Annotated in this window: 8 protein-coding genes, 1 tRNA gene and 1 pseudogene; 4 read left to right on the forward strand and 6 right to left on the reverse strand. The window is 67.8% G+C overall.

Translation table 11 applies throughout. The annotated features are described in order from the left end of the window. The 3 genes from H0W38_RS10160 to H0W38_RS10170 form a co-directional block, all read right to left on the reverse strand. On the reverse strand, nucleotides 1-674 hold a 674-nt coding region (locus H0W38_RS10160), incomplete at its 3' end, for an alanine--tRNA ligase-related protein (protein WP_292453497.1). Then, entirely contained in the window at nucleotides 671-1,108 is a 438-nt protein-coding gene (locus H0W38_RS10165; protein ID WP_292453498.1) for a type II toxin-antitoxin system VapC family toxin, read from the reverse strand. The genes H0W38_RS10165 and H0W38_RS10160, both read right to left, overlap by 4 nt. Beyond that, nucleotides 1,105-1,353, reverse strand: a complete 249-nt coding sequence (locus H0W38_RS10170; protein ID WP_292453501.1) for a type II toxin-antitoxin system Phd/YefM family antitoxin — start codon at nucleotides 1,351-1,353, stop codon at nucleotides 1,105-1,107. The genes H0W38_RS10165 and H0W38_RS10170 overlap by 4 nt, the downstream gene beginning before the upstream one ends. Nucleotides 1,354-1,460: 107 nt before the next feature. Between H0W38_RS10170 and H0W38_RS10175 the strand changes: the two genes are divergently transcribed. Then, nucleotides 1,461-2,945, forward strand: a complete 1,485-nt coding sequence (locus tag H0W38_RS10175; protein ID WP_292453505.1) for an NAD-dependent succinate-semialdehyde dehydrogenase — start codon at nucleotides 1,461-1,463, stop codon at nucleotides 2,943-2,945. 44 nt (nucleotides 2,946-2,989) lie between these two features. Here the strand turns inward: H0W38_RS10175 and H0W38_RS10180 are convergent, their stop codons facing one another. Then, nucleotides 2,990-3,916: a GGDEF domain-containing protein gene (locus H0W38_RS10180; RefSeq protein ID WP_292453507.1), complete on the reverse strand. Its 927-nt coding sequence runs from the start codon at nucleotides 3,914-3,916 to the stop codon at nucleotides 2,990-2,992. A 214-nt stretch (nucleotides 3,917-4,130) separates the two neighbouring features. On the opposite strand from H0W38_RS10180, the gene H0W38_RS10185 reads away from it, so the two are divergent. Both H0W38_RS10185 and H0W38_RS10190 read left to right on the forward strand, forming a co-directional pair. Further along, entirely contained in the window at nucleotides 4,131-4,790 is a 660-nt protein-coding gene (locus H0W38_RS10185) for a peroxiredoxin (RefSeq protein ID WP_292453510.1), read from the forward strand. A gap of 6 nt (nucleotides 4,791-4,796) precedes the next feature. Further along, nucleotides 4,797-5,837, forward strand: a complete 1,041-nt coding sequence (locus tag H0W38_RS10190) for an MBL fold metallo-hydrolase (RefSeq protein WP_292453512.1) — start codon at nucleotides 4,797-4,799, stop codon at nucleotides 5,835-5,837. A 19-nt stretch (nucleotides 5,838-5,856) separates the two neighbouring features. Here H0W38_RS10190 and H0W38_RS10195 read toward each other — a convergent pair. Further along, nucleotides 5,857-5,930: transfer RNA gene (locus H0W38_RS10195), tRNA-Gly, on the reverse strand. A gap of 69 nt (nucleotides 5,931-5,999) precedes the next feature. Here H0W38_RS10195 and H0W38_RS10200 point away from each other — a divergent pair. After that, nucleotides 6,000-7,822 (forward strand): annotated as a pseudogene (locus tag H0W38_RS10200) (monovalent cation:proton antiporter-2 (CPA2) family protein). Between the two features lie 61 nt (nucleotides 7,823-7,883). Here the strand turns inward: H0W38_RS10200 and H0W38_RS10205 are convergent. Next, nucleotides 7,884-8,702 carry a transglutaminase family protein gene (locus tag H0W38_RS10205; RefSeq protein WP_292453514.1) on the reverse strand — a complete coding sequence of 273 codons (819 nt, stop codon included), beginning with the start codon at nucleotides 8,700-8,702 and terminating at the stop codon, nucleotides 7,884-7,886. Between the last annotated feature and the right edge of the window lie 145 nt (nucleotides 8,703-8,847).

Genomic DNA, 8,847 nt, shown 5'->3' on the forward strand with positions numbered 1-8,847 from the left:
TTGTGCATCACGCCCGCTTCGTCGCGGTTGAACTGCATGAACACGTTGTTCCAGATTTCGATATAGCGGTCACCGTCTTCGTCGGCCGAACCGGGCGGGCCACCGGCGATCTCGGGACCGTGGTCGTAGAAGACCTCGGTGCACGGCCCGCAGGGCCCCGTGTCGCCCATCATCCAGAAGTTATCCGACACATAGCGCGCGCCCTTGTTGTCGCCGATGCGCACGATGCGCTCGGCCGGCACGCCGACTTGGCGGTTCCAGATTTCGTAAGCCTCGTCGTCTTCGGCATAAACCGTGACCCAGAGCTTGTCCGCCGGCAGCTTGTAGACCTCGGTCAGCAACTCCCACGCGTAGGCGATCGCCTCCTTCTTGAAGTAGTCGCCGAAGCTGAAGTTGCCCAGCATCTCGAAGAAGGTGTGGTGGCGCGCGGTATAGCCGACGTTCTCCAGGTCGTTGTGCTTGCCGCCGGCGCGGATGCACTTTTGCGCCGTGGTGGCGCGCGAATAGGCCCGCTTGTCGAAGCCGAGGAACACGTCCTTGAACTGGTTCATGCCGGCGTTGGTGAACAGCAGGGTCGGGTCGTCGCCCGGCACCACGGGTGACGACACCACGACCTGGTGGCCCTTGGACGCGAAGAACTGCAGGAAGGTGGAACGGATCTCGGAAGTTTTCATGAACGGCTCTCGACTAGGGATGCAAGGTAGAGGGGAACACCGATACGGCGCGCGACGGCCATCAGTTGGCGGTCTTTCGTGGCGAGCGGCAGGCGCTGGCGCTGCGCAAGATCGAGGTAGCAGGCATCGAAGGCCGACAGGCCCCAGTCGCCGGCCCGCTGCGTCCAGTGTCGACCTTCGCCGGGAACCGCGATCGACTGCAGCGACACGACGTCGATGCGCGACCAGCTCTCCTCCACCGCCTGCGACGTGATGCGCCCCCCCTTCAGTGCACGGGACAGGATATTGCCCATTTCCAGGTGCCACAGCGCCGGCACGAAAGCCCTCGCTTCGTCCAGCGAACGCCACACGGCGAGCGAGTAGGCGTCCTGCTCGTCCTCGAAAAAAGCGCCGAGCGCGACCGAGCTGTCCAGCACGAACCCGGCCACGCTCACCGGCGGCCCTCCTCGCGCAGGGCCTTCCAGTCCAGCTCGAGCTTGCGCCCACGCGCCGAACGCAGCAGCGCGTTGACGGCGGCGCGACGCGCAGCAGGATCGTGGTCGGCGGCGACGATGGGCACGATCTTGGCCACCGGACGGTTGTGCCGCGTGATCACGACTTCCTCGCCCGCTTCTACCCGCGCCACCACTTCCGACAGGTGGGTCTTGGCCTCGAACAGGCCGATGGTCTGGGTGGTCATCGCGGCATTATTTTGGTTGAAACGACCAGAGTTTAGGCGCTTCGCCCCAGTGGCGTGGCGGGTCGAGCCGCGCGCTACAGTGATTCGATACAAGGAGAAACTCGCTCATGGACATGAAGACTTCGCCCCTCGCCGCTCTCGCCGACCCGTCGCTGCTCAAGACCGACGCCCTGATCGGCGGCGAATGGGTCGGTGCCAGCACGCGCTTCGCCGTCAACGACCCGGCCACCGGCCAAGAACTGGCCCAGGTCGCCAACCTCGGCGCCGCCGAGACCGAGACGGCGCTCGCCGCCGCGGCGGCCGCTTGGCCCGCGTGGCGCGTCAAGACTGCCAAGGAGCGCGGCGCCATCCTGATGAAGTGGTTCCACCTACTGCATCAGCATGCCGACGATCTGGCCCGCATCATGACCGCCGAGCAGGGCAAGCCGTTGGCCGAGGCCAAGGGCGAAGTGAGCTACGGCGCGAGCTTCCTCGAGTGGTTCGCCGAGGAAGCCAAGCGCGTCTACGGCGAGACGGTGCCCACCACCGACAACAACAAGCGCTACCTCGTGCTCAAGCAGGCGATGGGCGTGGCCGCGGCGATCACGCCGTGGAATTTTCCGATCGCCATGATCACGCGCAAGGTCGCGCCGGCGCTGGCCGCGGGCTGCCCGGTCGTCATCAAGCCGGCCGAGCAGACGCCGCTTTCGGCGCTGGCGGTGGCCGAGCTGGCGCAGCGTGCCGGCATGCCGGCGGGTGTGCTCAATGTGGTAACGGCAGATGCCGAGCGTTCGGTCGAGATCGGCAAGCTGCTGTGCTCGAGCGACACGGTACGCCACTTGAGCTTCACCGGCTCCACCGAGGTCGGCCGCATCCTCATGCAGCAGTGTGCCCCGACCATCAAGAAGCTCTCGCTCGAGCTCGGCGGCAACGCGCCCTTCATCGTCTTCGACGATGCCGACCTCGACAGCGCCGTCGAAGGCGCAATGATCAGCAAGTACCGCAACGCCGGCCAGACCTGCGTGTGCGCCAACCGGCTCTACGTGCAGGACGGCGTGTACGACGCCTTTGTGGCCAAGCTCGCCGAGAAGGCCGAGACCATCAAGGTCGGCAATGGCTTCGAGGCCGGTATCCAGCAAGGGCCGATGATCGACGCGCCTGCGCTGGACAAGGTCGAGCGCCACGTTGCCGACGCGCTCGGGAAAGGGGCCAAGCTCGTCATCGGCGGCAAGCGTGTCGGCGAGCGCTTCTACGCACCGACTGTGCTGGCCGAGGCAACGAGCGAGATGCTGTGCGCCCGCGAGGAAACCTTCGGACCGGTGGCCCCGGTGTTTCGCTTCAAGACGGAGGCCGAAGCGATCGCGATGGCCAACGACACCGAATTCGGTTTGGCGAGCTACTTCTACAGCCGCGACATCGGCCGCATCTTCCGGGTCGGCGAGGCGCTGGAGTACGGCATGGTGGGCGTCAACACCGGCCTCATCTCGACGGCCGAAGTGCCGTTCGGCGGTGTCAAGCAGTCGGGGTTGGGCCGCGAAGGTTCGCACCACGGTATCGACGACTACATCGAGATCAAGTACCTGTGCCTGGGCGATATCCAGCACAAGGCCTGATGCGTCGCCTGTCCTTCTCCTGAGCTCGCGCCGCAAGGCGCAGCTCACGCGGGGGGCGCCTCGTCGTTGGCGGCGTCAGACGCGCCGCGTTCCACGATGTTGGCGAAGCCGGCGCGCCCCAGCGCCACGCCACCCGCCGCCTGGGCGAACGCCTGTTGAAGCAAGGTCTCGGCTTGCCTGCCATGAGCAGGGTAATGCGCAATCCCGATGCTCACCCCCACGGCGGTCTCGCCGGTGCCGATCTGCAGCGGGACCGTCAAGGCCAGCGTCAGTTTGGCAGCCACGCGCTCGGCGGCCTCGGGCGCATCGATCCAGGCCAGCAGCGCCGCAAAGGCGTCAGCACCCACCGAGGCCACCACGTCGCTGGCGCGCAGGCTCGCGCGCAGCCGTACCGCCAGCTTGCGGCGCAGCACGCCAGCGGCGGCAGCGCCGAGCGAGGCTTGCGCCGTGGCCAGCCCTTCGATGCGCACCAGCAGCAGGGCCATCGGTGCCGGCTCGCGCTCGCGCAGGGCCAGCAGGTGGTCCATGTGTTCCAGCAACTGCGTCTGATTCGGCAGCCCGGTGGCCAGGTCGGTCACGTGGGCGCTGCGCGCTTGGTGCTCGATGCGTTTGCGCAGCAGCGCGAGGTGCATGGCCCGGGCCAGAGCCTCGGTCGAAGCTTCCGCCAGCGCCACCACGTCCTGTACGCCGCGCTCGAGCAGCGCGCCGGCGAGCGCCGCATCGGGCCGCCCGGTCGCCACCACCACCGCCGCACCCTGCACGGCCTGAGACAGCGCCGTCCATGAGAGCAGGCGCCGGGCTTCGTCGCCCGCTGGCAGCACCAGCAACAGGCCATCGAAGCGGAGGGTGGCGAGGCGCTCGCGAGCGGCCTCGAGATCGCCGCAGGCATCGATCTCGAACGGGCCCCAGGCAGAGGCAGCAAGCCCCTTCGGTGGCACGCCGACGATCAGGAGCCGCCAAGGCAGGGTCATTGATTCAAGCTCCTCGTCTCAAAGCGGCATTGGGCTCGCACTTCGCGCGGCGCTATCCGGCTGTGGTCTTGCTGCCTGCCGGTTGGCAAGCGGGAACGCAGGGCAAATAATGCCGTAGCCCTGCGGCGCTCGACCGGTGGTGCGCAAATCGTGCAACGGCAAGTTGTCTCGCCGCTTCGTCGGACCCTTCACATACATCGATCGAGGAACAGCCATGTCACTGCGCATCAACGAGACAGCCCCCGACTTCACCGCCAACACCACCCAGGGCAGCATCCGCTTCCACGAGTGGATCGGCGACGGCTGGGCGATCCTGTTCTCGCATCCTAAAGACTTCACGCCGGTGTGCACCACCGAACTCGGCACCATGGCCGGCATGGAGGCCGAGTTCAACAAGCGCAACTGCAAGCTGATCGGCCTGTCGGTCGATCCGGTCGAGAGCCACGGCAAGTGGGTCGGCGACATCGAGGAAACGCAAGGCCACGCGGTCAAGTACCCGATGATCGGCGACACCGAGCTCGAGGTCGCCAAGCTCTACAACATGCTGCCGGCCGAAGAGCCGGGCACGTCCGAAGGCCGCACTGCGGCGACCAATGCCACCGTGCGCTCGGTCTTCGTCATCGGCCCGGACAAGAAGATCAAGCTGATGATGACCTACCCGATGACCACCGGGCGCAACTTCGACGAAATCCTGCGCGCGCTCGACTCCATGCAACTCACCGCCAAGCACAAGGTCGCCACCCCGGCCAACTGGAAGCACGGCGATGACGTCATCATCGCCGGCTCGGTGTCGGACGAAGACGCCAAGAAGCTGTTTCCCGCCGGCTGGAAGGCGCCGAAGCCGTATCTGCGCGTGGTCAAGCAGCCTGGCTGAGCTACCTTGATCTTCGAGCAGGTCGCCACCGGCGGTTGCCAGTCCTACCTGGTCGGCTGCGCCGACACCTGCGCGGCCGCGCTGATCGACCCCGAGGTCAGCCAGATCGACCGCTACCTCGCGCTGGCGGCGCGCGAGGGCCTGCGCATCCGGTTCCTCATCGACACGCACACGCATGCCGATCACTTCTCGGCCACGCGCCGGCTGTCGCAGCAACTCGGCGTGCCGACGGTGATGCACCGCACGAGCCCTTCGCCGCTGGTCGGCATGCGCGTGGACGACGGCGAGATGGTCGCGCTCGGCAAGCTGCGGCTGCGTGTGCTGCACACGCCCGGCCACACCGGCGACTCGATGTGCCTCGTGGCCGAGGACCGCGTCTTTTCCGGCGACACGCTGCTGATCGGCGCCACCGGCCGGACCGACCTGCCCGGCGGCGACCCGCATGCCCTGTTCGAAAGCCTGTTCCAGCGCGTGCTCGAGCTCGACCCGGCGCTGCGCGTGTACCCGGCGCACGACTACAAGGGCCGCAGCCACTCGACCATCGGTGCCGAGCTGCGCGACAACCCGCGCCTGCAGGTGCGAGAGCGCGAAGCCTTCGTGGCGATGATGAAGAGCCTGGATCTCGGCATGCCCACGCACATAACCGAGGCGCTGCGAACCAACATGAGCGGCGGCAAGACGGTTTCCGAGATGCTGGCCGAGGCAGCCGCGTCGGTGCCCTTCATGTCGCTCGAGGAACTCGATTCGCGCGTGAGGGCCGGCGACACCGAACTGATCATCCTCGACGTGCGCGAACGCGACGCCTATGAGCACGGCCACATCGCAGGTGCCCGGCTGCTGCCGCGCGGTCAGCTCGAACTCCGGGTCAACGAAGAACTGCCCGACCCCACCCGGCGCATCCTGACCTGCTGCGAATTCGGCCGGATTTCCACCCTGGCCGCGGCGACCTTGCAGCAGATGGGTTTTCAGCGCGCGGTCGCGCTCGACAGCGGCATGAAGGCCTGGCGGGAAGCCGGCTATGCGGTCAGGGCCGGCAAGTCGCCTTGATCCGGGTCGACGCAAGCGGTGGAGCGGGTGAAGGGAATCGAACCCTCGTATGAAGCTTGGGAAGCTGCCGTTCTGCCATTGAACTACACCCGCGCAGGCGGCGGATTCTAGCGCGCAGCGCCGGGCAGAATCCTGCGGACACCAACCTCTCGGAGCGTCTGCATGGCCGTCGAAGCGCAAGGCAACGAGTTGCTCAAGGTCGTGCTGCTGCTCGGCGCAGGCGTCGTCGCGGTGCCGGTGTTCAAGCGGCTGGGCCTGGGCTCGGTGCTGGGCTATCTGGCCGCGGGCCTGGTGATCGGGCCGTTCGGACTCGGCCTGTTCAGCGATCCGCAGGCGATCCTGCACGTGGCCGAGTTGGGCGTGGTGATGTTCCTCTTCATCATCGGGCTGGAGATGCAGCCGCAGCGCCTGTGGAGCCTGCGCCGCGAGATCTTCGGCCTGGGGCTGGTGCAGGTGACGCTGTGCGGTGCGCTGGTCGCGGGTGCGGCGCTTCTTGCCGGCCTGTCGCCGCCGGTCGCCTTCGTCGCCGCGATGGGCTTCGTGATGACCTCCACCGCCACGGTGATGATGATCCTCGACGAGCGCGGCGAAACCTCCACCGCGCGCGGCCAGCGCGTCGTCTCCGTGCTGCTGTTCGAGGACTTGGCCATCGTTCCCCTGCTCGCCGCGGTGGCGTTCATGGCGCCGGTGAAGGCCGACGGCGGCGGCTCGGCGATGCTGCAGATCGCCACGGCCCTGGGCGCCCTTGCAGCGATGCTGGTCGCCGGGCGCTGGCTGCTCAACCCGATGTTCCGCATCCTCGCCCGATCCGGGGCGCGCGAAGTGATGACGGCCGCGGCGCTGCTGGTAGTGCTGGGCGCCGCGCTGCTGATGCAGTTCGCCGGCTTGTCGATGGCGATGGGCGCCTTCCTGGCCGGCGTGCTGCTGTCCGAATCGAGCTTTCGCCATCAGCTCGAGGCCGACATCGAGCCTTTCCGGGGCATCCTGCTGGGCCTTTTCTTCCTGAGCGTCGGCATGGCTCTGGATCTTTCGGTGTTCGCCATTCAGTGGGCGCAGGTGATCGGCGGCACGCTGGTCTTCATGGTGGTCAAGGCCATCGGCATCTACGCGGTGGGGCGCCTGTTCCGCGCCTCGCATGCCGACGCGCTGCACCGCACGGTGCTGATGGCGCAGGGCGGCGAGTTCGCCTTCGTGCTGTACGCGGCGGCGGTAGCGGCCGGCATCTTGAGCGGCGAGCTGAAGCGCTGCTGACCGCCATCGTGATCCTCTCGATGGCGCTCACGCCGCTGGCGGTGATCGCGCTGCGCTGGATGCTGCCGGCGGCGACCCCGTCGATGGCCGGCATCGAGCCGGCCGCAGGCCTGACTGGCAGCGTGCTGATGATCGGCTTCGGCCGCTTCGGCCAGGTGGCCAGCCAGGCGCTGCTGGCGCGCGGCTTCGACGTGGCGATCATCGACAACGACACCGAGATGATCCAGAGCGCCGCCGGCTTCGGCTTCAAGGTCTATTACGGCGACGGCACGCGTCTGGACGTGCTGCACGCCTCGGGTGCGAAGACGGCGCGGGCCATCATGGTGTGCGTCGACGATCGAGACGCGGCCTTGAAGATCGTGCAGCTGCTGCGGCACGAATGCCCCAACACCCAGCTGCTGGCCCGTGCCTATGACCGCGGCCACGCGCTGCAGCTCATCGCCGCCGGCGCCGACTACCAGATGCGCGAGACCTTCGAGTCGGCCAGCGCCTTCGGCGAGGCCGCGCTGAACGCGCTCGGCGTGCCGCCGGAAGAGGCGGCCGGAATCGCGGCCGACGTCCAGCGCCGCGACGCCGAGCGGCTCGTGCTGCAAGCGGCCGGCGGTATCAGGGCCGGGATCGACCTGCTGCACAGCAATCGCATGAAGCCGCATCCGCTCACCCGGCCGCAGCAGCCGGGCCGGGCGCTCAACGCCGAGGCGCAGGCGATCACCGCATCGGCGGCGAGCGAATGAAAACACTCGAAGCGGCCGCCCGAGTCGCGTGGCGCAGCGCGGCGAGCAGCGGCCGGCGCGTTCAGGCCGCCGCTTCGACCACCTCGTCGGTCCAGACCTTGAAACCTTCCAGCGTGTTGGGGCCGAAGGTGCTCGACAAGGCCACGTCCGAGGCGTCGCGGCCGCGCGCCATCAGCACCCGGCCGATGCGTGGCGTGTTGTTGCGCGCATCGAAGGTGTGCCAGCGGTCGCCGAGGAAGACGTCGAACCAGCCGGCGAAATCCATCGGCCCGTGGGGCGGTGGCACGCCGATGTCGCCCAGGTAGCCGGTGCAGTAGCGCGCCGGAATGTTCAGGCAGCGGCACAGCGCAATGGCCAGGTGCGCGTAGTCGCGGCACACGCCCTTGCCTTCCTTGTAGGCTTCCCAGGCGGTCTTGGTCGCCCGCGCATGCGGGTAGCCGAACTCGATGTGGCGGTGCACGAAATCGCAGATGGCCTGCACGCGCGCCCACCCGGTCGGGCCATTGCCGAACAGGCGCCAGGCCTCGTCGGAGAGCAGGTCTGTCTCGCAGTAGCGGCTGCCGAGCAGGAAGAGCAGCGTCTCCTCGGGCAGGTACTCGACGGGAATTTGCTGCGCCTCGGGCGCCTGCGGGTCGGGCTCACCGCTGTCGTTGACCAGCGCATCGGTGGTCAGCACGATGCGCCCGGGCGGTGCGACGATGCGCGTGCACCAGTTGCCGAACAGATCGCGGTAACCCCGAACCGGCACCGCCGGGCTGGTGACCAAGTGGTCGGGCCGCACGATGTCGGGGGCGCGCAAATAGTGGATGTTCAGCGCCAGGATCATCGGCGTGGGCTGAGGACACTGGTAGACGAGTTCGTAGCCGACTCGGATCAGCATGGCGGGGCTCCTGGGCAGAAGGTGAAGGCAAGGACGGCGCCGAGCGGCGGGGGCGAATCGAAACGGCGGTCGCGCGGGCGGACCGACCGTTCGCAAGCTTCATGCCGGAGTGTGCGCCCGCGCGCAGGCCGCGTCTGTGCGGTCC

It is taken from the genome of Methylibium sp. (assembly GCF_013817365.1).
In the GTDB taxonomy this organism is placed as follows: Bacteria; Pseudomonadota; Gammaproteobacteria; order Burkholderiales; family Burkholderiaceae_C; genus Methylibium.

Coding starts and splice junctions, on each gene's coding strand:
- H0W38_RS10180 (WP_292453507.1), bottom strand. CDS start 3,916: ATGACCCTGCCTTGGCGGCTCCTGATCGTCGGCGTGCCACCGAAGGGG.
- H0W38_RS10185 (WP_292453510.1), top strand. CDS start 4,131: ATGTCACTGCGCATCAACGAGACAGCCCCCGACTTCACCGCCAACACC.
- H0W38_RS10170 (WP_292453501.1), bottom strand. CDS start 1,353: ATGACCACCCAGACCATCGGCCTGTTCGAGGCCAAGACCCACCTGTCG.
- H0W38_RS10175 (WP_292453505.1), top strand. CDS start 1,461: ATGGACATGAAGACTTCGCCCCTCGCCGCTCTCGCCGACCCGTCGCTG.
- H0W38_RS10205 (WP_292453514.1), bottom strand. CDS start 8,702: ATGCTGATCCGAGTCGGCTACGAACTCGTCTACCAGTGTCCTCAGCCC.